Below are 26,651 nucleotides of genomic sequence, written 5' to 3'. Positions count from 1 at the left end.
CGGATGCCGCTGCGCGCCTCTCCTCCCCAGCAAGGCCTTCATCCAGATGCGTTCGATCCCTTCCCTCGCCCGGCTTGCGGCGACTGTGCTGGCCATTGTCCTTATGTCCCTGCTGCGGCCCGTCGTGGCACTGGCGCAAGAGGGGTTGCAGCCGCTCTTGCAAGAGTATCAGGCCGACATCGCAAAGCCGTCGCGAAGCACAGTCGAGCGGGTGTTAGGCGCACTGATGGCCGCCGGCCGGCCCGGCACCGCAGACTTCTTGCTGCGCTGGCAGGATCGTGGGGTCTATGAGCGGCCCAGTGATGGGCAGTTTTTCTACGCTGAAGAGACAGCCGGCGCGCTGCGGCTGATCGACATCGACAGCGGCGCGGCGGTGGCCGAGGTCAGCAGCCGCGAAGTCAATCAGATCCGTCCCAATTCCGGGGTGCGCGGGGTGATTGCAGCGGCGCTGGTGCCCTATGAATTGAACGCCCCCGATCCGGCGCGGCGGGCGGCGGCGCTGGATGCGATTGCCCGCAGCGGTGAGGCAAGCCAGATCGACCCGCTCAGCCAGTCCATCGAGACAGAGAGTGATCCCGCGCTGAAAGCGCGCAAAGAGCGGCTCTTGACCCTGTTGACGGCGCAGTTCGCATCGGCGCTGCCCTACCGCCTCGCGGCGATCGACGGATTGGCCGGGGATACCAGCATCGAGGCGCGCAGCGTGCTCAACCAGTTGACCGCGCGGGTGCCGGGGGTGGGCACCGCCCTGCCAACGGGGGCCAACATTGCGAACGTGCTCGAGGTTGGCGCAGATATTTCCGAGGTTGAGGCCTATGACCGGCTGGTGGCCGCCAATCTTGCGCCCCCCCGTCAGAGTGCCACGGACCGCCGCGACGTGCTGGCACAGCATATCGTCGATGGGGCGGTGGGCGGCGTGCCCTTGCATCTGCTCAACACCGATGCCGCTCGCGCCCGCGCCTACGAGGCACTAGAGGCCGCGGGCACCGTGCCGCCGCGCGCCGCTGAGGATGAGGTGGCGCGTGCCGTGGCGGCGCATGTGTTCTACGAGGTCTATACCGAACCCAACCCCGAGGTAACGACCGCCGCCGAAGATGCACTCTCTGCCACCTCGCGGGCGCTCGGCCTCTATCAAACACTGGATCTGGTGCTCGATGGGCTATCGCTCGCGTCGATCTTTTTCCTTGCGGCCATCGGTCTTGCCATCACCTTTGGGGTGATGGGCGTGATCAATATGGCGCATGGCGAGTTCATCATGATGGGGGCTTATACCGGCTATGTGGTTCAGCTTTTCATCCCCGACTACACTGTAAGCCTGATCGTCGCCCTGCCGCTGGCCTTTGTCGTGACCTTTGGTGCGGGCGTGGCGATGGAGCGGCTGGTGATCCGGCATCTCTATACCCGGCCGCTGGAAACGCTGCTCGCGACCTTTGGCATCTCGATTGCCTTGCAACAACTGGCCAAAAACATCTTTGGCACGCAGGCGCGCCCGCTGACCGCGCCCGACTGGCTGAGCGGCGCGCTGACGCTGAATGACATCGTGAGCATCAGCAATATCCGGGTGGCGATCTTTGTTCTCGCCCTCATCTTTCTGGCGCTTTTGCTCTTTATCCTCAAGCGCACAAGGCTGGGGCTTGAGGTGCGGGCTGTCACGCAAAATCCCGGCATGGCGGCCAGCATGGGCATCGACCCGGACCGCATCAACATGCTGACCTTTGGTCTTGGCTCGGGCATCGCGGGCATCGCGGGCGTGGCGATTGGCCTCTATGCACAAGTCACCTCCGAGATGGGGGCCAATTACATCGTCCAGAGTTTCATGACCGTTGTCGTGGGCGGCGTCGGTAATGTCTGGGGAACATTGGCGGGGGCCTCGCTCATCGGGTTCCTGCAAAAGGGGATCGAGTGGTTCAACCCCTCGAACACGCTGGCCGCTCAGACCTATATGATCCTCTTCATCATCCTTTTCATTCAATTCCGGCCCAAGGGCATCGTCGCCCTCAAGGGCCGCGCGGCGGGGGACTGAGCCATGAGCACACCCGAGATTGCCCCGCGCAGGCGGTTTCTGGCGGAAAATCCGTCGGTCCTGTGGTTCCTTGGCTGCCTCGCGCTCTTTACCTTGGGCGTGACGGTTCTGGCCGAAGGGTTTGGCCTTGCCCTGATTTCCACGTCAATGGTCAAGATTCTCGGCATGACGCTCTGCCTCTGTCTCATCGCCGTGGCGATGGATGTGGTCTGGGGCTATTGCGGTATCCTCAGCCTTGGGCATTTCGCCTTTTTCGGGCTTGGGGGGTATGCCATCGGCATGTGGCTGATGTATGCGCGCACCCAAGGGATCGTGATAGAGGCGCTCTCGGCAACGCCCATTCCGCCGACTGAGATCGAGATCGAGAATGCCATCGCCAGCCAGATTTTCGGCGTGGTGGGCAGCAATGAGCTGCCCTGGCTCTGGGGGTTTGCCCATAGTCTCACGCTGCAACTGATGATGGTGGTGCTGGTGCCGGGCCTCTTGGCGCTGGTCTTTGGCTGGCTGGCGTTCCGCAGCCGTGTCACGGGCGTCTACCTGTCCATTCTCACGCAGGCGATGACGTTGGCGCTGTCGCTCTACCTCTTTCAGAACGACACCGGGTTGCGCGGCAACAATGGCCTCTCGGGGTTGCAGAACATCCCCGGTCTCGACCATCTGCCGCAATCCACGCTGTCGCTGTGGTTCTTCTGGGCCTCTGCATTGGCACTGGGGCTGGGCTATCTGGTGTTTGCTTGGCTCGTGTCGGGCAAGTTCGGCTCGGTTATCCGCGCCATTCGCGATAATGAGGCGCGGGTGCGGTTTCTGGGCTATGATGTCGAAAGTTACAAACTGGTGATTTTCACCCTGACGGCGGTGGTCTCGGCTATCGCGGGGGCGCTCTATTACCCGCAGGCAGGCATCATCAACCCCGCCGAGATTGCGCCGATCGCCTCTATCTACCTCGCGGTCTGGGTCGCCATTGGAGGACGTGGGCGGCTCTATGGGGCCGTCATCGGCGCGGCGGTGGTCAGCCTTGCATCAAGCTGGTTCACCGGCGGAGGCGCGCCCAATATCAACCTCGGGGTCTACACGATCAACTGGACTGATTGGTGGCTGGTTCTGCTCGGTTTGGGCTTTGTCGCGGTCACGCTGTTTTTCCCGCGCGGTATCGGGGGGCTTTTTGACATGATCGTGAGAAAACCATGACCACACTTCTCGAAGTCTCGGGCGTTTCTGTCACCTTTGATGGGTTCCGTGCCATCAACAACCTGTCGATTCAGGTGGCAGAGCCCGAGTTGCGCGCTGTGATCGGGCCGAATGGCGCGGGCAAGACAACCTTTATGGACATCGTCACCGGCAAGACCCGGCCTGATGAGGGCCGGGTGATCTGGGGCGAAAAGAACGTCTCACTCTTGGGGTTGAGCGAGAGCCAGATTGCGCGGGCAGGCATTGGCCGCAAATTTCAGAAACCGACGGTCTTTGAGGCGCAGACCGTGCGTGAGAACCTCGCCATGGCACTCAAGGCCAAGCGTGGGCCGTTCGATGTGCTGTTCTATCGCCGCTCCAAGACCGCAACCGCCCGGATTGCCGAACTGGCCGAGGAAATCGGCCTCGCTGACGCGCTGCCGCGCCGCGCCGGAGAGTTGAGCCATGGGCAAAAACAATGGCTGGAAATTGGCATGCTCCTGGCTCAGGACCCGCGTCTATTGTTGGTGGACGAGCCTGCCGCAGGGATGACCCCGGCCGAGCGCGAACATACCACCGATATTCTCAAACGCGCGGCGGAAACCCGCGCTGTGGTGGTGATCGAGCATGACATGGAATTCATCCGCCGCCTTGGCTGCAAGGTGACGGTGCTGCACGAAGGCTCGGTTCTGGCCGAAGGCAGTCTGGATCATGTGACCCAGAACCAGCAGGTGATTGATGTCTATCTGGGGAGATGAGCGATGCTGAGCGTCGAGAACCTCACGCTGCATTATGGCGCGTCGCAAATCCTGCATGGCGTCAGCCTGACCGCGCGACCGGGGGCTGTGACGGCGGTGATGGGCACCAACGGGGTGGGCAAGACCAGCCTCCTCAAGGCCATCGCCGGGCGGCATCCCTATTCGGGGGGGCGCATCTCGCTGGATGGGGTTGCGCTAGACCATCTCAGCGCGGCGCAGGCGGCGCGGGCGGGCATCGGCTATGTGCCGCAGGGGCGCGAGGTGTTCCCGCTCCTGACCGTGACCGAGAACCTCGAGACCGGATTTGCCTGTCTCCCGAAATCAGAGCATCGGATTCCGGCGCGTATCTATGATCTCTTTCCGGTGCTGGAACAGATGAAGGACCGGCGCGGCGGCGATCTGTCGGGCGGGCAGCAACAACAATTGGCCATCGCCCGCGCGCTCATCGCGCGCCCGCGCGTCTTGCTCTTGGACGAGCCGACCGAGGGCATCCAGCCCAATATCATCAAGCAGATTGGCGAGGTGATCGGACTTTTGCGCGACGAGGGGGAAATCGCCATCGTTCTGGTCGAGCAGTATTTCGATTTCGCCTATGGGCTGGCGGATGATCTGGTGGTCTTGAACCGGGGCGAGGTGCGGCTGTCCGAACCGGCGGCGACAGTAGAGCGCGCGCGGCTCTTGCGCGAAGTGTCTATTTGATGGGCGATGTGCGCTAAAAACAGGCAGATACAAAGGGCGCGCGGGTTCGATGCCGGGATGGCACGCGCGGCCACTGGCAGGGGCTGACGCAAGCGGTAGCCTCTGACCTGTCACAACCCGGAATCACCCATGACCGCCTGTCCTGTCCCCTTGCATCAGCGTAGCCACGGCGCGGCCCATGTGGGCCTCTTGCCCGGCCCTGCGGGGGCGCGGCTTGACCGGTTGCATCAGGCGGGATCGGCCAAGGCCTTTGTGCATCCCGGCGCATGTGGGCCGGAGGTGGTGTTTCTCAACACCTCCGGCGGTCTGGCGGGCGGCGATACGCTGGCCTATCGCCTTGATCTAGCGGCGGGATGCCGGGCCACCGCCACCACGCAAACAGCCGAGCGCGCGTATCGCAGCACAGGCGGGGCTGCGCATGTCTGCGTCCGGCATGCGGTCGGGGCGGGCGCGCATCTGGATTGGCTGCCGCAGGAAACCATCCTCTACGATAGTAGTCACCTGCACCGCGAGACTGTGATTGAACTGGCGCAAGGTGCCTCGTGCCTCATGCTCGAAGCGATCGTTCTGGGCCGTGCGGCCATGGGCGAGACGCTGGCCGACGTCACCTTGCGCGATACGCGCCGGATCATGCGCTTGGGCCGCCCCCTGCTGATCGAGCCGCTGCATCTGGGCACCGAGGCGTTGACTGCTGGTCCCGCCATTTTGGGCGGGGCGCGGGCCTTTGCCACGCTGGCGCTGGTGGCGCAAGGGGCTGCGGATGCGGTGGAGCGCGCCCGCGCGGAATTGACCGAAGAGGGCGTGACAGGCGGCGCCTCAGGCTTTGACGGCAAGCTGATGATCCGCCTCATGGCAGCCGACGGCTGGCCGCTCAAGCGCCAGATCATGCGGCTTGTTAGCGCGCTGCGCCCCGGTCCCTTGCCCCGCGTATGGCAAATCTAGGAGAGTTACGCGATGAACCTCACCCCGCGTGAAAAGGACAAGCTTTTGATCAGTCTCGCCGCCATGGTGGCGCGTGGGCGGCTGGCGCGAGGCGTCAAGCTCAACCACCCCGAGGCGGTGGCGCTGATCACCGACTACGTCGTCGAGGGCGCGCGCGACGGGCGTACGGTGACCGATCTGATGGAGGCGGGCGCGCATGTCGTGTCCGCCGAGCAATGTATGGAAGGCATCGCGCAGATGATCCACGCCGTGCAGGTCGAGGCGACCTTTCCCGACGGCACCAAGCTTGTCACCGTTCACAATCCCATCCGCTGAAAGGACCCGATCATGCGCTATCCCATTGCCTTTTTCCTGCTTACCCCCACGCTGGCGCTGGCCCATTCCGGCCCGCATCTGCATCCGCATGGGATTGACGCGCTTTGGGTGGGGGTGGTCGGCGTCCTTGCGGCGGCAGGGGGCTATGTGCTGGCCAAGGTGCGGAAATGATCCCCGGCGAGGTGCTCTGTGCCGAAGGCGAGATCACCCTCAACGCAGGCGCGCCCGTGACCGTGCTGATGGTCGCCAATACCGGCGACAGGCCGGTGCAGGTGGGCAGCCATTACCACTTCGCCGAGGCCAATAGCGGGCTTGCGTTCGACCGCACCGCCGCACGCGGGCAGCGCTTGGATATTCCCGCCGGCACCGCCGTTCGGTTCGAGCCGGGGCAAAGCCGCGAGGTGCGGCTCATCCCCTATGGTGGCGCGCGGCGGGTGTTCGGCTTTAATCAACAGGTGATGGGAGACCTCTAGATGCCCTATGCGATCCCCCGCGCTGCCTATGCGGCCATGTATGGCCCTACCACGGGCGACCGGCTGCGCCTTGGCGATACCGACCTCATCATCGAGGTAGAGCGTGATCTGACCACTTACGGCGAAGAGGTGAAATTCGGCGGCGGCAAGGTGATCCGCGATGGCATGGGGCAATCCCAAACCACGCGCGCGGGCGGGGCGATGGATACCGTCATTACCAACGCGCTCATCGTCGATCATCAGGGGATTACCAAGGCCGATGTCGGCTTGCGCGACGGCCTCATTGCCGCCATCGGCAAGGCGGGCAATCCCGACACGCAATCGGGCGTGGATATCATCATCGGACCGGGAACCGAGATCATCGCTGGAGAGGGCCGTATCCTCACCCCCGGCGGCTTTGACGCGCATATCCATTTCATCTGTCCGCAACAGATCGAGGATGCGCTCCATTCCGGCATCACCACCATGCTGGGTGGCGGCACCGGCCCGGCCCATGGCACGCTTGCCACCACCTGCACGCCGGGGGCGTGGCATATCGGGCGGATGCTGCAATCGCTGGATGCCTTTCCGATGAATTTCGGTCTCTCGTCCAAGGGCAACGCGAGCCAGCCCGAAGCACTGGTCGAGATGGTGCGCGCGGGCGCGTGCGCGATGAAGCTGCACGAGGATTGGGGCACAACGCCGGGTGCCATCGACTGTTGCCTCTCGGTCGCCGATGACATGGACGTGCAGGTGATGATCCACACCGATACGCTCAATGAAAGCGGCTTTGTGGAAAACACGCTTGCCGCCATCAAGGGGCGCACGATCCACGCCTTTCACACCGAGGGTGCGGGGGGCGGACACGCCCCTGACATCATGAAGGTGGTGGGGTATGAGCATATCCTGCCGTCGTCGACCAACCCCACGATGCCCTATACCGTCAACACCATCGAAGAGCATCTCGACATGCTGATGGTCTGTCACCACCTCGACAAGGCGATCCCCGAGGATGTGGCCTTTGCCGAGAGCCGTATCCGCCGGGAGACCATCGCCGCCGAGGATATCCTGCACGACATGGGCGCGTTTTCCGTCATGGCCTCGGACAGTCAGGCGATGGGGCGCGTGGGCGAGGTGATCATCCGCACTTGGCAGACGGCGTCGAAAATGCGCAAGCAGCGCGGGCGGCTGGCCGAGGAAACCGGCGAGAACGACAATATGCGCGTTAAACGCTATATTGCGAAATACACCATCAACCCCGCCATCGTCCACGGGATGAGCGCCCATATCGGAAGTGTCAGCCCCGGCAAACGCGCCGATCTGGTACTATGGAGCCCGGCGTTTTTCGGCGCGAAACCCGAGATGGTGCTGATGGGCGGTTCTATCGTGCTGGCGCAGATGGGCGATCCCAATGCCTCGATACCCACGCCGCAGCCGGTCTATTCCCGTCCCATGTTTGGGGCCTACGGGCGGTCGGTCGAACGTTCTGCGGTGTTGTTCGTGTCGCAAGCGGCGCAGGCGGACGGGATCGGCGCAGCACTTGGGCTGGCGAAATCGACCGTGGCGGTCTCGAACACCCGCAAGATCAGCAAGCGCGACATGATTCACAATAGTCTCACCCCAGTCGTAGAGGTGCATCCCGAAACCTATGAGGTGCACGCCAATGGCGAATTGCTCACCTGCGAACCGGCCTCTGAATTGCCCCTCGCACAACGCTATTTCCTGTTTTGAGGGCCCAACATGTCTGATCTGCCGATTGCCCGTCATCTGTTGCACGCCCGACCGAAGGCTGTGACCGATACTGTCGTCCTCGATTATGAGGCGCGGTTGATGCGGCGCAGACGGTTGGTGTGCAAGGGGGGATTGGAATTTCTGGCTGATCTGGCTGAGGTCAGCAACCTTGATGATCACTGGGGTTTTGCGCTTGACGATGGTCGCGCCGTTGGGGTTGAGGCCGCGCCCGAGGATCTCATCGAAGTGCGTGGTGATTTGGCGCGGCTGGCTTGGCACATCGGCAACCGGCATACGCCTTGCGAAGTGGCCTCTGATCACCTTCGCATTCGCCGCGATCATGTGATCGAGGCGATGCTGTCCCAGTTGGGCGCACAGGTGCAGCCTGTGACCGGCCCGTTCCGCCCCGAGGGTGGAGCCTATGGCAAGGGTCGCACCATGGGGCATGATCACGGCCCGCAAGATCATCATTCCTGATGCTGACGCCAGCACATCTGACGCTCATCCAGTGGCTCTCGCCCGCCTTTCCCACCGGGGCCTTTGCCTATTCGCACGGGATGGAGCGCGAGATTTCAACCGGTGTCGTCACGGATGCGGCAAGCCTAGAGGTTTGGCTGACAAACGTCCTTCGATTTGGTGCAGGCTGGCAGGATGCGGTTTTGCTGGCGCAGTCGCTCGATGGCGATAGTTCGGCGCTCGATGATCTGGCGCGAGCGCTACAGCCCTGTGCCGAACGGCTGCAGGAAACCCGCGAACAAGGGGCGGCTCTCGCGCGGACGGTAGCTGGGATTACAGGGCGCGTTTTGCCGATGCGTTCGTTGCCGGTGGCATTGGGTGAGGCAGCAAAACCGTTAGACCTGCCGAAACTGGATGTCATCTCCTTATATCTTCAGGGGTTAGCCGGGAATCTTGTAACCATCGCTATTCGTCACATCCCGTTGGGGCAAACGGAAGGGCAATTGGTGCTCTCGCGACTTCTGCCGCTGATTCATGATATCGCCCGCCGTGCTGCTGACGCGACGCTGGGCGATTTAGGAGGTTGTGCGCTCGCGGGCGATCTTGCGGCGTTACAACATGAAACCCAAGAGGTAAGGATATTCCGGACATGACCGAGCGTATGAACGGTCCTTTGCGCGTGGGCATCGGTGGTCCGGTGGGCGCGGGCAAGACCACACTGACCGAAGGATTGGCGCGCGCGCTCGCAAGCCGATGCTCGATGGCGGTGATCACCAATGACATTTACACCCGCGAGGATGCGGAGTACCTCATGCGCGCGCAAGTTCTGCCAAATGAGCGCATCAGAGGCGTAGAAACCGGAGGGTGTCCGCACACCGCGATCCGAGAAGATGCCTCTATCAATCTGTCGGCGGTGGCTGATCTGAGCGCCACCTTTCCCGATCTTGATCTCATCCTGATTGAATCAGGTGGTGACAATCTCGCGGCGACTTTCAGCCCTGAACTGGCGGACCTGACAATCTATGTGATCGACACTGCCGCCGGACAGGACATCCCGCGCAAACGTGGACCTGGTGTGACAAAATCCGACTTGCTTGTGGTGAACAAGACTGATCTCGCGCCCTATGTCGGCGTCGATCTGGCGCTTTTGGAGGCAGACACAGCGTGTGCCCGGGGGGCACGGCCCTTTGTGTTGGCACAGTTGCACAAGGAGACCGGGATCGACGCTGTCGTTGCGTTTATCGAGCGAGAAGGCGGATTGCGGCTTGGACCGCCTTTGACCAAGGCCGGCCAACCCCGCGCCGTCTAGAGATTGCTCGCGGGGGCCGCGACACCATTCAGGAACACCCGTATCGCCAACTTGCGCCGCGCGGCGAACGTGTCAGGGGTGGCCAGCCGTGCCGGATCAAGCAGCGATTCAAGTGGCCAAGGCCGCACCATATCCAGAAGTAACATGGCGGCGTCTCTGGTGTCCTCCAGCTTGATTTCTCCGCGTGCCACGCCACGTTCCAGCTCACTAGTCAGAATGGACAGATCGCGCTGTATCAAGCCATCCACAAGATCGCACCCGATGTCCGGCGCGGTTGGCACCTGTGCCACAAAGGCGCGCAGAATCTCAAGCGGCAACCCATAGCCCTGATGCCGGATGTTCTGCGATAGAACGCGATCCAGTCGGTCCGCAATTGGCAGGTCCGTTTCGCAAGCGGGCAGGGGGCGGATGAACTGGTCCGCCACTTTGTCCATATAGGACCGCAAGAGCGCGGTGCGTCCCGGAAAGATATCGTAGAGGGTGCGCTTGGACATGCCAGCCCGGTGCGCGATGACCTGCATTGTCGCCCCATCAAGTCCGCTTTCCGCATGCACTGATTCGAGTGCCGCAAAGATTGCCTCACGGCGTTCGTCACAGGAAAACGTAATCGGTCGCCCGCGCCGAATATTCTCGCAGGTCTTGATGTTCGGCGTATTACTATGCATCGGCCTAACTCAATTTCGCACAGGTCCCTGTGCGGGCCATCTGTGATCTTGCCATTTCCGGGTCCGTCATATTTATAAAACCCAACCGTTTTATAAATCACCCGATGCAATCGCGCCAATGCTTTATCGTGAAAGGGCTCCTGATGGCTCATCTTCCAAGGTTCATCCTTACCCTTGTGGCCTGTGTCTGTTTTGTGCCGGATTTGGTTGTGGCGCAACAGGAGCAAGGACCGACCCCCGTCACCGTTGTAACGCTCGAGCCGGAAAATGTGACCCTGACGTCGCTTTTACCGGGGCGTGTGGCAGCCTCGGCCGAGGCCGAAGTACGTCCTCAGGTCAATGGGATCATAACCGAGCGCCTATTTGAAGAAGGCGCTGATGTGACGGAAGGTGATCCACTCTATCAGATCGATATGGCCACGTACCAAGCGGCCGTTAGGCAGGCGCAGGCAACTGTCGCACAGGCCGAGGCACAGTTGCGTTCGGCGGAGCGAGAAGCGCAACGGTTGGCGGAATTACAATCCCGGAATGTGGCCAGCGAACAGGCACTGGACGAGGCGACGTCGACCCGCGATGCGGCGGCTGCGGGATTGGAACTGGCCAAGGCGCAGTTGAATTCGGCAGAGATCGAATTGTCTCGCACCACAATCCGCGCACGGCTTTCAGGGCGTATCGGCCTCTCTCTCACGTCGCAGGGCGCGCTTGTTACCGCGAGTCAGTCACAGCCGCTGACCGTGATCCGCAACATCAACCCCGTTTATGTCGATGTGACGCAATCCGCAGCGGACCTCTTGCGCTGGCGACGCGGTGAGACAGAGCGCGACCTTGAAGGAGCGGATTCGACAGTGCGGCTTAAGCTGGCGGATGGTTCTGATTATAGCGAGACCGGCCAACTCAAGGCGGCTGAACCAAATGTAAATCCGCAGACCGGCGTCGTGACACTGCGAATGCAATTTGAGAATCCCGACCTCCTACTTTTGCCGGGAATGTATGTGCAGGTGGAAGTGCCTGTTGAAGTGGCCGAGGCGGTTTATCTCGTGCCACAAGAAGGGGTGATCCGCGATCGTCGTGGGCGGCCCTTGTCTTGGGTGGTCAACGGCGAAGGGGTGATCGAAGAGCGCGCGCTCAGCGTCATTCAAGACCGTGGCAATGATTGGGTTGTGGACGAGGGTTTGAATCCCGGTGATCGCATTGTTGTGGCAGGCTTTCAGAAAACTGCGCCGGGGGCAGCCGTCGCGCCCGAAGAACGCAGTGCTGAGCCGCAACAGTAACCGGGCAGAGGATATACCGCATGGCTAGTTTCTTTATCGACCGCCCGGTTTTTGCCTGGGTCATTTCCATTCTCATCATGGGGATTGGGATTCTAGCGATCATGATCCTTCCGGTCGCGCAATATCCGCAGATCGCGCCGCCCTCAGTCACGGTGACGGCCACGTATCCAGGGGCCTCTGCCGATACGGTCGCCAACACGGTGACACAGGTTATCGAGCAGCAGATGACCGGACTGGACGGTTTGCGTTACTTCTCGTCTCGCTCGACCTCGGCCGGTAGTGCTGAGGTAACTCTGACGTTTGAGACAGGCACCGATGCGGATATCGCGCAGGTGCAAGTGCAGAACAAGCTAGGACAGGCTACGCCGCTCTTGCCTGAGATCGTGCAACGGCAGGGAATCACGGTCGAGAAATCCTCGGCTGGGTTCCTTATGGTGGTCGGTATGATCTCGACCGACGGCAGTCTCGAACAGGTTGATCTTTCAGATTATATGGTGACCAATCTAGTCGACGAGCTAAGCCGGATTGAAGGCGTCGGTTCGGTCAATGTGTTCGGCGCGCAGTATGCAATGCGGATTTGCCTCGATCCATCCAAGCTGGCGGGTTTTGGCCTGACACCGTCGGATGTTGTGGCGTCCGTTTCCGCCCAGAATGCGCAGATTTCTGCGGGTTCCTTTGGGGCGCGCCCTGCCGTAGAGGGCCAGCAACTCAATGCCACTATCACCGCACAATCGCTGCTCAGCACGCCCGAGGACTTTCGCCAGATCGTTCTCAGGGCGGAAACCGATGGTGGTCTGGTGCTGCTGGACGATGTGGCAACGGTTGAGATCGGGGCAGAGAACTATGCCACAACGGCGCGGTTCAACACTGACCCGGCGGCGGGTATGGCAATCACCCTGGCACCGGGCGCTAACGCGCTCGATACGGCCCGAGCGATCAAGGAGCGCATGGTCGAATTCTCACGCTTCTTTCCCGAGGGTGTCGATTACGTAATCCCCTATGACACCACGCCCTTTGTCGAGATTTCCATCAAGGAAGTGGTCAAAACGCTGTTCGAAGCGATCGGCCTCGTGTTCCTCGTGATGTTCCTTTTCCTGCAGAACCTGCGCGCCACGCTCATTCCGACTCTTGCGGTGCCGGTCGTCTTGTTAGGCACCTTCGGGGTGCTCGCGGCGGCAGGGTTCTCGATCAACACGCTGACGATGCTGGCGATGGTTCTGGCGATTGGTCTCTTGGTCGATGACGCGATCGTCGTCGTGGAAAACGTCGAGCGGATCATGGAGGAAGAGGGCCTGGGCCCGCGTGAGGCCACGCATAAATCCATGGGCCAGATCACCGGCGCGCTGGTGGGCATCGCGATGGTGCTTTCGGCGGTGTTCGTGCCGATGGCGTTCTTTCCCGGTTCCACGGGGGTGATCTATCAGCAATTTGCAATTACCATCGTATCCGCCATGGCGCTGTCGGTGGTGGTGGCGATCACGCTGACGCCGGCGCTCTGCGCCTCCTTGCTCAAGGCCAAGGGTCACGCACCGAAGCGCGGACCGTTTGCGTGGTTCAACACGGGCTTTGGCAAGCTCACGAACGGCTACGGTGACACGGTGGGGTGGTCGGTGCGCCGCCCTGTGCGGGTGTTCGTCGTCTATCTGGCACTGGCACTGGGCATGGCGCTGATGTTTCTGCGCACGCCCACCGGATTCTTGCCGGAAGAGGATCAGGGCATTCTCTTTACCCTCATCCAGACCCCCACCGGGTCAAGCGCCGAGCGCACGCTCGAGGTCGTCAAACAGGTCGAGGATTACTATCTCAAACAAGAAACAGACGTTGTGAATTCCATGTTCGGGGTGGTCGGCTTCAGTTTCTCCGGTAACGGGCAGAACATGGGTCTGGCCTTTGTCCAGCTCAAGGACTGGGAAGAGCGCACAGAACCGAACCAGAGTGTGCAGGCTCTTGCGGGGCGCGCCTTTGGCGCCTTCAGTCAGATTCGTGATGCGATGGTGTTTCCGGTGGTGCCACCGTCGGTCATAGAATTGGGCAACGTTTCGGGGTTCGATTTTTACCTGCAAGCGCGTGGTGGTCAAAGCCATGCTGATCTGATGGCGGCGCGCAACCAGTTGCTGGGCATGGCGGCACAGAGTGAATTGATCGGATCCGCCCGTCCAAACGGACTTGAGGATGCGGCACAGTTCAACCTTGATATCGACTGGCGCAAGGCTGGGGCGATGGGTCTGACCCCCAGTGACGTCGGAGAGTTGCTCCAGGTCGCTTGGGCGGGCACCTATGTCAACGATTTCCTCGATCAGGGCCGGATCAAACGAGTCTATGTGCAGGGTGAGGCGGAGGCGCGCGCGCAGCCGTCGGATATCGAAAAATGGCGCGTTCGTAATGCAAGCGGCGGGTTGGTGCCGTTCTCGAATTTCTCCGAAGGGGCATGGGATTACGGTGCGCAGGGCCTCTATCGCTACAATGGCATCCCGTCTGTGCAACTGCAGGGCTCACCTGCAGCGGGGGTGTCGACCGGCGAGGCGATGGCCGAAATGGAGCGTTTAGTCGCGCAACTCGGGGCGGAATTTGAACTGGCTTGGACAGGTCTATCACTTGAGGAACGCGACTCTGGCAACCAGGCCCCCTTGCTCTACGCGCTTTCTTTGGCGGCGGTGTTCCTATCACTGGCGGCGCTTTATGAGAGTTGGTCTATCCCCTTCGCCGTCATGCTGGCCATGCCCATCGGGATTGTCGGTGCTTTGACCGGTGCGTGGATTGGTGGGTTCGAGAACGGCGTGTTCTTTCAGGTGGGCCTGTTGACCGTGGTGGGCCTGACGGGCAAGAACGCGATCCTGATCGTGGAATTCGCCCGAGAACGCTATGAGGCGGGCGAGACCATTCTGGAGGCCGTTATCGAGGCCGCGCGTCAGAGGTTCCGTCCCATCATCATGACCTCGATGGCGTTTTCCTTGGGCGTTCTGCCGCTGGTCCTAAGTTCCGGCGCAGGGTCGGGGGGGCGCAATGCCATCGGGTCCGGGGTGCTGAGCGGCACGATTTCGGGCACGGTGCTGGGCGTCGTGTTCGTGCCGCTCTTCTTTGTCATCGTGACGCGCCTCTTTGGCGCCAAACGCGCCAAGGAGTGATCCTTCGGACAGGCAGGACGATCCGACCGGAACGGGCCGAGCCGCGCTCAGCCCGCCGCGCGATCCTCGAGGATCATGTCCGAGGCTTTCTCGCCGATCATGATGGCGGGGGCGTTGGTGTTGCCCGAAACGATTTCGGGCATGATCGAGCAATCTGCCACGCGCAGCCCGTCGATGCCATGCACCCGGAGCCGTGCATCGACCACGGTATCCGGTCCATGTCCCATCTTGCAGGTGCCGGTCGGGTGATAGATGGTGGTCGAAAACCGCCTTGCCCAGTCAAGCGTGCCCTCGTAATCCTCTAGATCGAGCGTGCGGTCGGGGCGGAACTCTTCGGAAATCTTGGACGTGAGAGGTGCACATCGGGCTATGCGACGGGCGATCTTGATCCCTTCCACGATGGTGCGGCAGTCGGTTTCAGTTGAGAGATAATTCGGGTGGATCTTGGGGTAGTGAGTCGGGTCTGCAGAGGCCAGTCGAATCTCGCCTCTACTCTCGGGACGCAATTGACAGACTGACATCGTAAAAGCTGAGAATGGATGCACCCCCTCGCCGGGACTGTCGGCGGACCATGGCTGTACGTGAAACTGAATATCCGGTGTCTCGACATGGTCGCCCGTACGCATAAAGCCGGTAGCGAGGCTTGCGGCCATGGCCATGGGGCCAGCGCGAAAGAGGGCATATTTCAGAGCAATTCGCGCCTGATTTGTCAGGCTGCGCACTTCGTCGTTCAAGGTGGGTTCGTTGCATTTGAAGACCAGTCGCGCCTGCAGATGGTCCTGCATATTGCGGCCCACGGCAGGCAGATCATGGCGCACTTCAATGCCATGATCGTGCAAATGAGCCGCTTCGCCCAACCCTGACAGCATCAAGAGCTGCGGTGATCCGATCGCCCCGGAGGACAAAATCACCTCGGCGTGCGCTTTGGCAACATGCTCACGTCCGGCGCGGTCACGGTAGGCAACACCTATTGCGCGTCTGCCGTCAAAAAGGATACGGCTGGCCTGAGAATGAGTGACGATGGTCAGGTTTGACCGCTTGCGGGCTGGGTTGAGAAAGGCCACGGCGGCAGAGCAACGCCGTCCATTGCGCGTGGTCAATTGGAAATAGCCGACCCCTTCTTGCTTGGCCCCATTGTAATCTGGGTTGAACGGATAGCCAGCCTCTTGGGCTGCCGCGACCCATGCGTCACATATCGGTCTTTGCAAGCGCATATTGGACACCCAGAGCGTGCCCTGATCGCCATGATAGTCATCAGCACCGCGCTCCTGACGCTCTGACCGTTTGAAGAGTGGCAACACATCGTCCCATCCCCAGCCGGGATTGCCCATCTGCGCCCAGCGGTCGTAATCCTGCGGTTGACCACGCACATAGAGCAGCCCGTTGAGCGAGGACGACCCACCCAGAACCTTGCCGCGCGGCCAATCCAGCGCACGGCCGTTCAGGCCGGGATCTGGCTCTGTCCGATAACACCAATCCACGCTCGGATTGTGCATCGTTTTGAAATATCCAACTGGAATATGGATCCAGGGATTCCAGTCGCGCCCGCCAGCCTCAAGCAGAACCACCTTGATCTTGGGGTCTGCTGAGAGACGATTCGCCAGAACGCATCCGGCAGAACCGGCGCCGATGATCACGTAATCCGCTGAAATCTCCGACATTCCTGCCTACCCTCCTCAATCCTGACGCGAAGAAAAAATTATCCTTGCCAGATCAAGGATAATTCGATCATTATTGAGACTGCAAGTATCAAAATTGCACAATAGGGAGGAGACCATGAAAGTATCGAAAGCCCTGAGCGAGATTTCTCGCCGGGATCTGTTCCGTCTGTCAGGTCAGTTCGGCCTGTCATCCGTGGTGTTGGGCGCGGGCGCTCTGACTGGGGCGGTCTCGCTCCCGTCTTTGGCGCGTGCCGCCGAGAGCACCTATGACAAGCGGTTCGGAAAAGAACCTAAACATACGCTGAAATTGGGAGCCTCAGGCTTCAACGCGCGCAACCTGCTGATCGAGCGGGCTGGTGTTCTGGAATTCGCCCGCGATCTGGAGGAGCGGACTGACGGCGAAATTCGCGTTGAATTCATTGGCGACAACCAAATCTGCGGTCAGCTCAACTGTGTGGAAAAAACCCAGTTGGGTGTCGTCGACATGTACCGGCCTCGACCCAAAACTCTGCCGGTGGCGCGCCCTATCTCAATGTGCTGGATTATGCCTATATGTTCCCCAGCCGTGCCGCGCAGTATCATTTCCTCTACAGCCCCGCCTCGCAGAAAATCCTACGCGAGCCATTGGAGCAACGGCATGGCCTGAAATTCCTGTTCTCGCATTGCGAACTCCGCGGTCTGCAGATGGGTCAATCCTTTGCGCAAAAGCCAACAGTGACCAAGATTGAAGAGTTGTTCGGCACCAAGAACCGCGTCACTGGCACACAATTGGGGCGCATCGCCATGCAGCTTCTCAATCTCAATCCGGTGCCGGTGGCCTGGGAAGAGACGCTTGATGGTCTCAAGCAGGGTTTGATCGACGGTGCTGAGACATGGGCCTCAGCCGTGGCTTATGCCAATATGTCGCCAGTGGTCAGCCAGTCTGTTGATCTCAAGTTCTTCTGTGGCACCGAACATACCTCGATGTCGGCCAAAGTCTTCGACGCCATGGAGGGGCATTTACAGGATGCGATCATGGAATCCGCCTATCTGGCGCAGGTCCATGTGCAGGCTGCCAATGAGGCGGCGCTGGTCAAGACCGTCGGGTTCTCTGATCCGCAACTGCCCGGAACTATTTTTGCCGAGAACAACGTGCGCCCTGCCTTTCTTGCGGATGAGCAGATCAAGATCGCCGAGGAAATGTGCTCGCCAGAGTTCAACCCCGAGCCTTGGGCGCAGTGGCGCGAGCGGCTCAATGGCTGGGCAGGTGGCATCGATACCTATCAAGCGATTTATGACGTTGCGCGGGAAATCCCGGTGGATACTCTGCCCGAAAACGTTGAACCGCGCCGGTGGTGGCGGTCGGCCTGAGCCTTTGCCTCAGGAACCGGGCTGCCTTCCGGGTGGCCCGGACGACAACGCAACGATTGATGTTGCGCAATTGGAATGACCCGAAGGGAGATTCAAGCATGACCGGCTGGTTTCAGGGCACAGGCGAAATCCTGAGCGCCCTCATGGCAGGCGATTCCTGGATGTTGAGCGCGGCGATGAACCAACCTGCGGTTTGGCCGCTTGGTCTCGCTGCGATGTTGGCGCTGTCCCTTTTGATCCTTTTGCTCTATCGCCTCAGCCCTTGGGCCGAGCGCAATCTGGAGCAGACGCTTATGGTCGTCTCCTATCTTGCCATCGGGGGGATCATTTTTGTTGAAGTGTTCCGCCGCTTCGTCTTCTCGCAACAGGTGCCGTGGTCTACGACCTTGCCGCCATTTCTCTTTCTCATCATGACGTGGTTCGGATGCAGCTATAACGTCAAACTACGAACGCATCTGGCCTTTGCCGAATTTCGAACCGCCATGCCGCGCGGCGGGCAAATTGCCTGCCTGATGCTGGATGCGGCTCTCTGGATCGGATTTTCATGGGTGGTTGTCGTCACCTCGTCCAAGGTCGTCGCCAATTCCGCCTCGAATTTTCAGATCATGCTGGGCACCGACAATGTCATGCAATGGTGGTTCCTGCTTTCCGTGCCGATAGCGTTTATAACCCTAGTGGCGCGTGTGATCGAGAATGCCCTGACGGATATCGCGAACTTCCGTAGCGGTGAGACCCTGATTACCCAAGCCGTGATAGGAGGTGATTGAGATGTCCGATCCAACCCTTATCACCTTGATTTCTATCGCAGTTACCTTTCTCTTCATGTTGGGCGTGCCGGTCTTTCTGGTCATCGGTTACTGGGTCATCGGCATTTCCTTTGTGCTTGGTATGTCCTTGCAGAATATCGGCGGGGCATTGGCGGATGTGTTCACCGATGGCTTTGCCCTTCTGGCGATGCCGCTCTTTATTCTGACCGGAGATCTGATCAACCGCTCTGGAATTGCGCGGCGTCTGAGTGATTTTGCCTATGCGTGCCTTGGATGGATCCGGGGCGGGCTTGCCATGGCTTCGCTCGGGGCCTGCGGACTCTTTGCGGCAATCTCCGGTTCAAATTCTGCTACGACCGCGACCATCGGCTCGATGTTACACCCTGAAATGGTCAAAGGAGGCTATGACGAGCGCTTTTCAGCGGCCACGGCGGCGGCGGGCGGCACGGTTGGGATCATCATTCCACCTTCGATCATCTTCATTGTCTATGGGTTCCTCCTTAATCTGCCGATTTCGGAACTGTTCGTCGCGGGCATCATTCCCGGCACCCTGATGGTGCTGGCGATGATGCTGGCCGCGTTCCTGATCTGCTGGCGCAACGGCTGGGGCATTCTCATTGCGCTCAGCCCGATGCGCGTGCTCAAAACAGCCATCGGCGCTTGGCTCGGGTTCTTTGCTATCGGCCTAGTGCTCTGGGGCATTTATACCGGCAAGTTTTCCCCAACCGAAGCGGCGGGTGTAACCGTTGGCTTCTGCGTGATCGTGGGCTTTGTCAGCTTGCCGCTTTACAAGCTCATGGGTGGGGCCAAGGGCCGTGATGTCAGCGAAAAGAAAATCTCGGAAATGCTGGTGGTAGAAGGATTCAGCCCTCTGGAGCTGCCGTCTATCACCATGCGTTCGGCACAGATTACGGGTATTCTGGCGCCGCTCATCGCGGTGTCGGTGGTGATGCAACAGATCCTTTCGGTACTGGGTGCGCAGGAAACCATTGGCAGCTTTGTGACTTCGATGGGCGGCTATTACGCTGTGCTCTTCACCTCCATGGCCATCGTTTTTGTCTGTGGCATGGTGCTGGAAAGCTTGCCGGTCACCATTATCCTCGCTCCCATTCTCGCCCCGATTGCACATGCCGTGGGTGTCGAGCCGGTGCAGTTTGCGGTGATCTTCCTTGTAGGCGCGTCGATCGGATTCATCACGCCGCCCTATGGGCTCAATCTCTATGTGGCGTCTGGGGTGACGGGCGTTCCCTATTTCAAGCTTTTGCGCTACACGGTTCCTTATCTCGTGGCTCTGCTCGCGGTCTGGGTCCTTGTCGCATTGGTTCCCGGTCTCTCGACAGCGCTGCTTCCACAACGGTGAAGATGGGCTAGGCATGGACGGCGAGGACTCAGCAACGATACCGACCAACCTGCGGCTGTTGCTGGTGATCGAAGAGATTGCGCGTGTGGGCGTCCCCATCACGCCGACCGAGGTCAACGCCGCGATTGGCCTGCCCAAGCCAACCATCCACCGCCTCTTTGCCACGTTGGAGGAGGAGGGGTTTCTGCAACGCGATCTTGATGGGCGAAGCTATTCTCCGGGGCCGCGCCTGCGTACCTTGGCGGGCGGCGTGCTGTCATCGCTGCGAATTCGCACCGCTCGGCAGGCGGTTTTGCAACGTCTCAGCCGTCAGATCGGCGAAACCTGCAATATCGCCCTGCCGGATCGGGACGCGATGATCTATCTTGAGCGGATCGAGACGGAATGGCCTCTGCGTATCCAACTTCCCATCGGTACGCGTGTGCCGTTTTATTGTACGGCCAGCGGTAAGATGTATCTCAGTACGCTCGCGCGCAGTCATCTGATGCGATACCTCGGCGCGACTGATCTTGAGGCGCGCACGCCCAACACGCTGACCGATCCTGACGCCCTATTGCAAGAGATTCAGCAGGTGCGAGTTCAGGGCTATTCTCTCGACCGCGAGGAGTTCATGGAGGACATGATCGCCCTCGCCGTGCCGATTTTGGACGTTAACGACCGGCTCATGGCGACACTGGCGTTTCACGCGCCAACGCAGCGTTTCAGCATCGAGAAGGCTTTGGATTATCTCGGTATCATGCGCGAGGCAGCGTCCGATCTGTCACAGCTCGTAGCCTGACGCGGGGTCAGATCCATTTCGCCATGGGCGGAAGGCTCATCAATACGGCGTTCGCATCATGCCCGGTGGCGAGACCGAACTTCGTGCCACGATCGTAGACGAGGTTGTATTCGGCATAGAGGCCGCGATGGATCAGTTGGGTATCCTTGTCGGCCTCTGACCAATCCTGCGCCCGGCGCTTTTCGATCAGTGGCACATAGGCGGGCAAGAAGGCACGACCGATGTCTTGCGTCAGGGCAAAATCCGCCTCCCAGTCGCCGGTATTGCGGTCATCCATGAAAATGCCGCCAACGCCACGCGCGCGGTTGCGATGCGGTACAAAGAAATACTCATCCGCCCATGCTTTGAGTGTGGGATAGAGATCAATGCCATGCGGATCGAGATGCGCCTGTTGTTGAGCGTGAAAATGTGCCGTGTCCTCAGGATACTCGATGCAGGGATTGAGATCGGACCCGCCCCCGAACCACCATGCATGTGGCGTCCAGAACATCCGCGTGTTCATATGTACCGCAGGCGCGTGCGGGTTCTGCATATGCGCCACAAGGCTGATGCCCGAAGCCCAGAACCGCGGATCGCTGTCCATCCCCGGCACGCCGCGGGCCGCCATCGAACGCTGTGCCGCCTCGCCCAAGGTGCCATAGACCTCTGAGACATTGACGCCAACCTTTTCAAACACCCGGCCCCCGCGTAGCACGCTCATGAGGCCGCCCCCGGCGTCCGATCCATCCTCGCTGTGGCGGCGGGTATCGCTGACTTCAAAGCGTCCCGGCGCGGTGTCTGACAGGGGACCTTTGGCGTGACTGTCCTCCAGCCCCTCGAAGGCGGCGACGATGTCATCGCGCAACTGGCGGAACCAAGCGGCGGCGCGGGTTTTCTCCTGGGTAAATTCGTCGGTCATGCGTCTTGTCCTAGGGCAATGATGCCTATTAGTGCGCCGGGGCTGCGCAGGGGTCAAGCAGGGTGCGCCCACCATCGACCGTCATGATCTGCCCGGTCATAAAGGCCGATCCGTCGCAGGCGAGATAGTGCACGGCCTCGGCCAGTTCCGCAGCAGACGCGATCCGACCGAGCGGAGTGTGGCACTCGATGTCGGCACGATAGTCGCTGTGTTCGCGCAAGGTTTCCTTGAGCGAGGCGCTCATGACCGACCCAAAGGCCAGCGCGTTAACCCGAATCCGATGTGGTGCAAGGGCAAGCGCAAGACTGCGTGTCATCTGATCAAGAGCTGCGGAAGAAATCGAATAGGCCAGCAGAGCAGGATGGGTGCAGCGCGCGGCAATCGACGAGATGTTGACAATTGTGCCGGCGCTTCCTTCGGTTTGACCTTCGGATTGTTTGATCATCCGACGCGCGACCTGTTGGCTCATCCGCAGCGCGGTCAGCAAGTTTTGCTGCAACAGCATCTCGACCGCATCATCATCGGGGTTCAGTGCATCAGAAGGGACAATCTGACGGCAGGCATTCACGAGGATGTCGATCTGCTCGAATGCATCAATCGTGGCGGATACGAGATTGGCTTGGGTCAATTTTTCGCGCAGATCTCCGGCGAAATAGCGGACTTTGCTGCTGTCGTCATTCTCACCCAATTCCTTGATCAGCCGTGCCTCGTCCATGTCGGCAAAAACGACATTGGCGCCCTTGTCCACGAAATGACGACCGATCGCGAGACCGATTCCGTTCGCCCCGCCGGTGATGATCGCGGTTTTGCCAGAGATGGAGAATGACATGCTGGGCCTTTCGAGCTGGGTCCAAGGCGTGCGCGCTGGATCCGGTTAGTGGGTTTTCCGCGCGGGACGGCTGGCGTGGAGGATCTTGAAGCGGGTATCGCCTGCTGCCTCGGTGACCGAAGTGAAGCATTGTGCAAGCGTGGTTTCATAGGGGAGATGGCGATTGGCCACCATCCAGAGGGCACCCGAGGGTTTGAGCATTCCCGCCGCTGCACGAATAAAGGCGCGGCCCAGATCCGGATCGGCGGCGCGGCTCTCGTGAAATGGGGGGTTCATGATAACGGCATCGGCGCGCGCCTCAGGTTGCCATCGGGTGGCGTCAGCCCAATGAAAATAGGCGCGGGGGTCCTTGACGTTCTTGCGCGCGCAGGTGAGTGCCGCATGGTCCGCCTCGACCAGATCAAGCCGCGCAATGCTGTCGCGCTCCAGCGCACGGGCGCTCAGATAGCCCCAGCCGGCGCCCAGATCAATCACATACGCGCCCAGCTTGGGTGGCAGGCTGTTGGCCAGAAACTCGGATGCGGGATCAATGCCATCCGCAGAAAACACGCCGGGTGCGGTGACATAACCGCCTTCGATCTCTTGCGGCACGGTCGCGGCCCACTCGGAGAATTCCGGCCCGGCGGCCAAGCTGAAGATCTTGCCATGCGCCTTGGACAGTGGCGTGCTGATGGTCACGCGGCGGCGACAATCCCGCAGCACCGATTCTATGCCATCGGTTTTCAGACCATCGACGATCACCGGGCCATCGGTCACCGATGCAGCCTCTGCCAGCGCGGCACGGGCTCTTGCCTTGGCACGGGGCAGACAGAGGATCGCCGCACCATATCGCCCCTCGGGCGCAACAGCGCAGTCATATCCCAAACCTGCAAAGTAATCGAAATCGGGTTTCAGCGTGGTGATCACCTGCACCCGGTCCATCGGCAACGCCGACAGGTCTGAATCCACACGCGGCGTGAAAACGGCAATCCGCCCCGCTTCGGGAATGGTAACTACCCCGTCGGCGAGGGCAATGGTCAGGCGTGTGGCAGTGGCCAAGTTATTCTTTTTCCATTGTGCATTGCAGCGGGTGCTGGTGGCGGCGGGCAAAATCCATCACCTGCGCCACCTTGGTTTCGGCAATCTCATGACTGAACACACCGACAACGGCGAGGCCCTTCTTATGCACCGTCAGCATGATTTCAAACGCCTGTGCATGCGACATGCCAAAGAAACGTTCCAGCACGGCGACCACAAACTCCATCGGCGTGTAGTCATCATTGAGCAGCAGAACCTTATAGAGCGGTGGACGCTTGGTTTTGGGCCGGGTGGCGACCACGACCGCGGGATCTCCCGCGTCCTCATCGGGCCCGGCCATTGTAATCGGATGTTGGATCATTTGTGTCGCACTATCGGATTATTGCCATGGGACAGGGTCTGTTTCATGACGTCTATATATCTTTTGCCCCCGGTTAGAAAAGGGTCAGCGTGAAAGAAGCGGTTCAATCCGTTGTGTCTGCTACTGGCTCGATCTGTGCGGGGCCACGCGCCCGGCTTGAATTGACCCGAGGATCGACGCGCCACCTCACTAATGTGGTCTCCGGTGCGGGTTGCATGAGAGGGTTGTCACGGTAACGGGTTTGAGGTTGCTGTTTCATTGATCTGGTCTTTGGCGGTGTCGATGCAGACAGAGAAAATCAGCTACAAGCATCACCGGTTTCCACCCCAGACCATTGCGCATGTTGTCCGGCTCTACGCCGGGTTCAACTTGGGTCTGCGCGAGGTCGAGGACATCGCGGGCCGCTCATGTAAAACTTAGGTCTCTAGATTTTAGTGTGAGTTGGAATGTTCGTCGCACATGCTTGGATCGCTGGGTACATAAGAACGAATAGGCGCGAACGGGAACATTCAAAACCTAGCCTCATAGGTTTTCGAGCACCCAAGGTCTTGCGCCGGAGAAATGCGGCCGCTAGCTCGCAAATTTGGGGTCAATAATAGTATACCGCGTTCCTTGGAGGGACCCGTTTCTAGAGACCGGCGGCGTCGAGCATTTCGTAGAAAAAGGTTGTCGAGCGAACAGCGATTGCGCGTAAAGGGTAGAATGGAACTTTGGGGATGCTTGCGCGCGCAATCAGGCCAAGGTCATGTGGTTGGCCGGTCATGCGCCTGGCGATCTGATCCCCAACGAAGCCCGACATCGCGACACCGGCACCGTTGAATCCCGCCGCATAGCCAATGCGGTTCGACAGGAGACCAGCTTGTGGAAGGCCGTCAAAGGTCAATGCAACCTGACCGGACCAGCGCAGCGCAATCGGCACATCGTGCAGTTCGGGGAAAATCTTGAGCATTGCGCCTTCAAGTCGACGAAAGGCGGCTGGTGCATCCACGGCCCCCAATGCACCGCGCCCCCCAAAGATCACCCGCCCATCCACCTTGCGGAACCAGCGCATCATGCGGCGGGTTTCGGTGTAGCTTCGGCATTTGGGTAGCAAAAGCTGATCCAGTTGGTCGGGCAAAGGCTCGGTTGCAACCATGGCACTTCGGAACGGCACGATACTCCTGGCGACAGGCTTTCCCGCCGGAGTAAGCCAAGAGTAAGCGTTGGTGGCCAGCAGAACGCGGTCAGCCATGACGCTTGCGCCCGGTGTAGTCAAGACCACCCGTCCTCCCTTTTCCGCGATGGATTGCACTGGGGTCTGGGCAAAGACGCCAATGCCACGGGCTTTGGCTGCTCCCCATAGGCCCAGTAGATAGGCGAGGGGCTGAATGGTTCCGGCACCATCCTGCAACACGCCGCCGACAAAGCTACTGGAACCTGTCTCCTCGGCGACGGCCTCGGCGCACAGAACGTGCAATCCGGTGTCGCCCAAAGTGTTTCGCAACCAGTCCGCCTCTTGCCGCGCGTGGTAAAAGGCCTTGGCTGAATGCGCGCATTTCAAAGCGCCAACCCGGCGAAATCCAGTGTTCGACAAATCAAATCTGATGAGGGTCGTCGTCAGATGCCCGACGCTGTCGGTTGCGATGGTGTGCATACGTTGCGCCATCTCAAGACCGTGCGATCGGGCAATGTCGCTGAAACCACGGCGAAATTTGGCTGATACGACGCCGCCGTTCCGACCGCTGCCGCCGATCCCTGGCTCTCCAGCCTCGAGCACAATCACGCTTAAACCTGCATCGGCAAAGGTGTGGGCCGCGTTCAAACCGGTATATCCGCCGCCAATGATCGCAATGTCATACGCGCAATCCTGCCGCAGCGCCGGATAGTCCGGGCTGGCGGGTTCTTGCTCTCGCCAAAGCGATTTGGCTGGCGGCGGAACCGGCATCATGCGGCTCCAAATACGGCGTCGGCAAGCGCTTTGAGGCTGGTCAGGCGCAGATCGGGTTCGGTCAAGCGTGCCGGATCCGGGGTTGCGCCGTAGCCCGCCTGATCATGCCGTCGTTCGATCCAGCATGTTTTATAGCCCAAGGATTTAGCGACGCCGATATCGTGATGCTGGCTTTGGGCAACGTGCAGGATTTCGCTTTGTTTGTAGCCAAGCGCCGATTGCCGACCAAGGTTGAAAGCAAAGAACTCCGGGTTCGGTTTAGCGCATTGCGCCTCGTCGCAGGTCACTGCGTCGTGAAAAGGCAGACCGAGCCGATGCGCATAGGCGGAGTATGCCGTGCGATCCGCGTTGGTCATCGCCACCAGACGGAACCGCGTGCGCAAACGCCCGAGGGCCTCGACAGAGTCTGCGAACGCAGGCCATTCTAGGACTGAAAGCTGAAAGTCGCGGGCGGCATCTGGGCTTGTCCGTAGGCCGAGCTCTTGGGCGAGATGCACGTAAACATCTGCGAAAACCTCGCTGGAGCGCCCGTAGTTCAGGTCGCGACCCGCCATATAGGGGCCAAAGATGTCATCATCAGACAGCTGGGCGGCGGCACTGCCACCGATGCGGCGCACGGCGTCCAAAACGCCCTTTTCAAAGTCGATGCAGGTGCCGACGATATCGAATGTCAGCACTTTGAATGCGGAAAAATCCATGGAAGCCTCGTGTTGTTTGCCCCGGTCGGGCGTTCGTATTGAAGTGACAATGATGCAGAGCCCCCCATTTGAGCAATTGCCAAATACTGAGACTT

25 protein-coding genes and 2 pseudogenes are annotated in these 26,651 nt (G+C 60.3%); 19 read left to right on the top strand and 8 right to left on the bottom strand.

The annotated features are described in order from the left end of the window. Positions 1-46: 46 nt before the first annotated feature. The 12 genes from urtB to ureG all read left to right on the top strand — a co-directional run bounded on the left by urtB (position 47) and on the right by ureG (position 9,849). Entirely contained in the window at positions 47-2,020 is a 1,974-nt protein-coding gene (gene urtB / locus ACSSVY_RS08790) for an urea ABC transporter permease subunit UrtB (RefSeq protein ID WP_454269132.1), read from the top strand. 3 nt (positions 2,021-2,023) lie between these two features. Further along, positions 2,024-3,208, top strand: a complete 1,185-nt coding sequence (urtC, locus tag ACSSVY_RS08785) for an urea ABC transporter permease subunit UrtC (RefSeq protein ID WP_454269130.1) — start codon at positions 2,024-2,026, stop codon at positions 3,206-3,208. Beyond that, positions 3,205-3,945, top strand: a complete 741-nt coding sequence (gene urtD, locus ACSSVY_RS08780; protein WP_296635430.1) for an urea ABC transporter ATP-binding protein UrtD — start codon at positions 3,205-3,207, stop codon at positions 3,943-3,945. Before urtC ends, urtD begins: the two co-directional genes overlap by 4 nt. A gap of 3 nt (positions 3,946-3,948) precedes the next feature. After that, positions 3,949-4,644 (top strand): urea ABC transporter ATP-binding subunit UrtE, encoded by a 696-nt coding sequence (urtE, locus tag ACSSVY_RS08775; RefSeq protein WP_454269128.1) that lies wholly within the window; start codon positions 3,949-3,951, stop codon positions 4,642-4,644. A gap of 129 nt (positions 4,645-4,773) precedes the next feature. Continuing rightward, a complete protein-coding gene (locus ACSSVY_RS08770; protein ID WP_454269127.1) occupies positions 4,774-5,586 on the top strand; it encodes an urease accessory protein UreD in 813 nt (270 codons plus the stop codon). A gap of 12 nt (positions 5,587-5,598) precedes the next feature. Then, positions 5,599-5,901, top strand: a complete 303-nt coding sequence (locus tag ACSSVY_RS08765; RefSeq protein ID WP_454269126.1) for an urease subunit gamma — start codon at positions 5,599-5,601, stop codon at positions 5,899-5,901. A 12-nt stretch (positions 5,902-5,913) separates the two neighbouring features. Beyond that, on the top strand, positions 5,914-6,072 hold the full coding sequence (locus tag ACSSVY_RS08760; protein WP_454269124.1) for a hypothetical protein: 159 nt from the start codon (positions 5,914-5,916) through the stop codon (positions 6,070-6,072). Then, entirely contained in the window at positions 6,069-6,374 is a 306-nt protein-coding gene (locus tag ACSSVY_RS08755; RefSeq protein WP_454269122.1) for an urease subunit beta, read from the top strand. The genes ACSSVY_RS08760 and ACSSVY_RS08755 overlap by 4 nt, the downstream gene beginning before the upstream one ends. Beyond that, positions 6,375-8,084: an urease subunit alpha gene (gene ureC / locus ACSSVY_RS08750; RefSeq protein ID WP_454269121.1), complete on the top strand. Its 1,710-nt coding sequence runs from the start codon at positions 6,375-6,377 to the stop codon at positions 8,082-8,084. A 9-nt stretch (positions 8,085-8,093) separates the two neighbouring features. Next, on the top strand, positions 8,094-8,561 hold the full coding sequence (locus tag ACSSVY_RS08745) for an urease accessory protein UreE (RefSeq protein WP_454269120.1): 468 nt from the start codon (positions 8,094-8,096) through the stop codon (positions 8,559-8,561). A 2-nt stretch (positions 8,562-8,563) separates the two neighbouring features. After that, positions 8,564-9,193, top strand: a complete 630-nt coding sequence (locus tag ACSSVY_RS08740) for an urease accessory protein UreF (protein WP_454269370.1) — start codon at positions 8,564-8,566, stop codon at positions 9,191-9,193. Beyond that, positions 9,190-9,849: an urease accessory protein UreG gene (gene ureG, locus ACSSVY_RS08735; RefSeq protein WP_454269119.1), complete on the top strand. Its 660-nt coding sequence runs from the start codon at positions 9,190-9,192 to the stop codon at positions 9,847-9,849. Before ACSSVY_RS08740 ends, ureG begins: the two co-directional genes overlap by 4 nt. Here ureG and ACSSVY_RS08730 read toward each other — a convergent pair. Then, positions 9,846-10,514, bottom strand: coding sequence for a TetR/AcrR family transcriptional regulator (locus tag ACSSVY_RS08730; protein ID WP_454269118.1), 669 nt, complete (start codon positions 10,512-10,514; stop codon positions 9,846-9,848). The two genes, ureG and ACSSVY_RS08730, sit on opposite strands and share 4 nt — an antisense overlap. 143 nt (positions 10,515-10,657) lie before the next feature. On the opposite strand from ACSSVY_RS08730, the gene ACSSVY_RS08725 reads away from it, so the two are divergent. Both ACSSVY_RS08725 and ACSSVY_RS08720 read left to right on the top strand, forming a co-directional pair. Beyond that, positions 10,658-11,785 carry an efflux RND transporter periplasmic adaptor subunit gene (locus tag ACSSVY_RS08725; RefSeq protein WP_454269116.1) on the top strand — a complete coding sequence of 376 codons (1,128 nt, stop codon included), beginning with the start codon at positions 10,658-10,660 and terminating at the stop codon, positions 11,783-11,785. 20 nt (positions 11,786-11,805) lie between these two features. After that, positions 11,806-14,910: an efflux RND transporter permease subunit gene (locus ACSSVY_RS08720; protein WP_454269114.1), complete on the top strand. Its 3,105-nt coding sequence runs from the start codon at positions 11,806-11,808 to the stop codon at positions 14,908-14,910. 47 nt (positions 14,911-14,957) lie between these two features. Here ACSSVY_RS08720 and ACSSVY_RS08715 read toward each other — a convergent pair whose 3' ends face one another. Then, positions 14,958-16,571 (bottom strand): GMC family oxidoreductase, encoded by a 1,614-nt coding sequence (locus tag ACSSVY_RS08715; protein ID WP_454269113.1) that lies wholly within the window; start codon positions 16,569-16,571, stop codon positions 14,958-14,960. Positions 16,572-16,686: 115 nt separating this feature from the next. On the opposite strand from ACSSVY_RS08715, the pseudogene ACSSVY_RS08710 reads away from it, so the two are divergent. From ACSSVY_RS08710 to ACSSVY_RS08695, 4 genes and pseudogenes are all read left to right on the top strand, one after another. Then, a pseudogene (locus ACSSVY_RS08710) lies at positions 16,687-17,921 on the top strand (TRAP transporter substrate-binding protein). 98 nt (positions 17,922-18,019) lie between these two features. Next, on the top strand, positions 18,020-18,688 hold the full coding sequence (locus ACSSVY_RS08705) for a TRAP transporter small permease (RefSeq protein ID WP_454269111.1): 669 nt from the start codon (positions 18,020-18,022) through the stop codon (positions 18,686-18,688). Between the two features lies 1 nt (position 18,689). Next, the gene (locus tag ACSSVY_RS08700; RefSeq protein ID WP_454269109.1) at positions 18,690-20,048 is read left to right on the top strand and encodes a TRAP transporter large permease; all 1,359 of its coding nucleotides are present in this window, start codon (positions 18,690-18,692) and stop codon (positions 20,046-20,048) included. 13 nt (positions 20,049-20,061) lie between these two features. Further along, positions 20,062-20,826: an IclR family transcriptional regulator gene (locus ACSSVY_RS08695; RefSeq protein WP_454269107.1), complete on the top strand. Its 765-nt coding sequence runs from the start codon at positions 20,062-20,064 to the stop codon at positions 20,824-20,826. 7 nt (positions 20,827-20,833) lie between these two features. Here the strand turns inward: ACSSVY_RS08695 and hemF are convergent, their stop codons facing one another. Genes hemF through clpS form a run of 4 tightly spaced genes read right to left on the bottom strand, consistent with a single transcriptional unit; the run spans position 20,834 to position 23,931 of the window. Continuing rightward, positions 20,834-21,724 (bottom strand): oxygen-dependent coproporphyrinogen oxidase, encoded by an 891-nt coding sequence (gene hemF, locus ACSSVY_RS08690; RefSeq protein WP_454269105.1) that lies wholly within the window; start codon positions 21,722-21,724, stop codon positions 20,834-20,836. Positions 21,725-21,752: 28 nt separating this feature from the next. Then, positions 21,753-22,553: an SDR family NAD(P)-dependent oxidoreductase gene (locus ACSSVY_RS08685; protein WP_454269103.1), complete on the bottom strand. Its 801-nt coding sequence runs from the start codon at positions 22,551-22,553 to the stop codon at positions 21,753-21,755. A gap of 45 nt (positions 22,554-22,598) precedes the next feature. Beyond that, a complete protein-coding gene (locus tag ACSSVY_RS08680) occupies positions 22,599-23,591 on the bottom strand; it encodes a class I SAM-dependent methyltransferase (RefSeq protein ID WP_454269102.1) in 993 nt (330 codons plus the stop codon). Between the two features lies 1 nt (position 23,592). After that, complete coding sequence (gene clpS, locus ACSSVY_RS08675) at positions 23,593-23,931, bottom strand: ATP-dependent Clp protease adapter ClpS (protein ID WP_009815904.1); 339 nt, start codon at positions 23,929-23,931, stop codon at positions 23,593-23,595. Between the two features lie 282 nt (positions 23,932-24,213). Between clpS and ACSSVY_RS08670 the strand changes: the two are divergent. Continuing rightward, a pseudogene (locus ACSSVY_RS08670) lies at positions 24,214-24,327 on the top strand (IS6 family transposase); the annotation flags it as partial. A gap of 232 nt (positions 24,328-24,559) precedes the next feature. Here the strand turns inward: ACSSVY_RS08670 and ACSSVY_RS08665 are convergent. Continuing rightward, positions 24,560-25,858 (bottom strand): NAD(P)/FAD-dependent oxidoreductase, encoded by a 1,299-nt coding sequence (locus tag ACSSVY_RS08665; protein ID WP_454269100.1) that lies wholly within the window; start codon positions 25,856-25,858, stop codon positions 24,560-24,562. After that, the gene (locus ACSSVY_RS08660) at positions 25,855-26,556 is read right to left on the bottom strand and encodes an HAD-IA family hydrolase (RefSeq protein WP_454269098.1); all 702 of its coding nucleotides are present in this window, start codon (positions 26,554-26,556) and stop codon (positions 25,855-25,857) included. Before ACSSVY_RS08660 ends, ACSSVY_RS08665 begins: the two co-directional genes overlap by 4 nt. Positions 26,557-26,651 lie beyond the last annotated feature (95 nt).

The sequence above is a fragment of the Roseovarius sp. MBR-51 genome, assembly GCF_053628575.1.
This window is presented reverse-complemented; position numbering and strand designations above follow the sequence as displayed.